The organism is Shewanella sp. SACH (assembly GCF_001887095.2).
Lineage (GTDB): Bacteria > Pseudomonadota > Gammaproteobacteria > Enterobacterales > Shewanellaceae > Shewanella > Shewanella baltica.
Genome location: NZ_MPDG02000038.1, coordinates 1 through 234 on the forward strand (window position 1 = coordinate 1; position 234 = coordinate 234).

Here is a 234-nt window from a genome sequence, read left to right on the forward strand (position 1 = left end):
GCGCGTGGAAGGAGTCGAACCTCCGACCGCCTGGTTCGTAGCCAGGTACTCTATCCAGCTGAGCTACACGCGCATTTTAACATTTTGCTATAAGCAATTATCTACAAAATTTCTAACTGAAATTCAAAACTGATGAGTTAAAGATTAACTAATGCAGATATGGTGCGCGTGGAAGGAGTCGAACCTCCGACCGCCTGGTTCGTAGCCAGGTACTCTATCCAGCTGAGCTACACG

1 tRNA gene is annotated in these 234 nt (G+C 47.4%); it reads right to left on the bottom strand.

What is annotated here, in order from left to right:
• A tRNA-Arg gene (locus BM607_RS21680) sits at nt 1-73 on the bottom strand.
• Between the last annotated feature and the right edge of the window lie 161 nt (nt 74-234).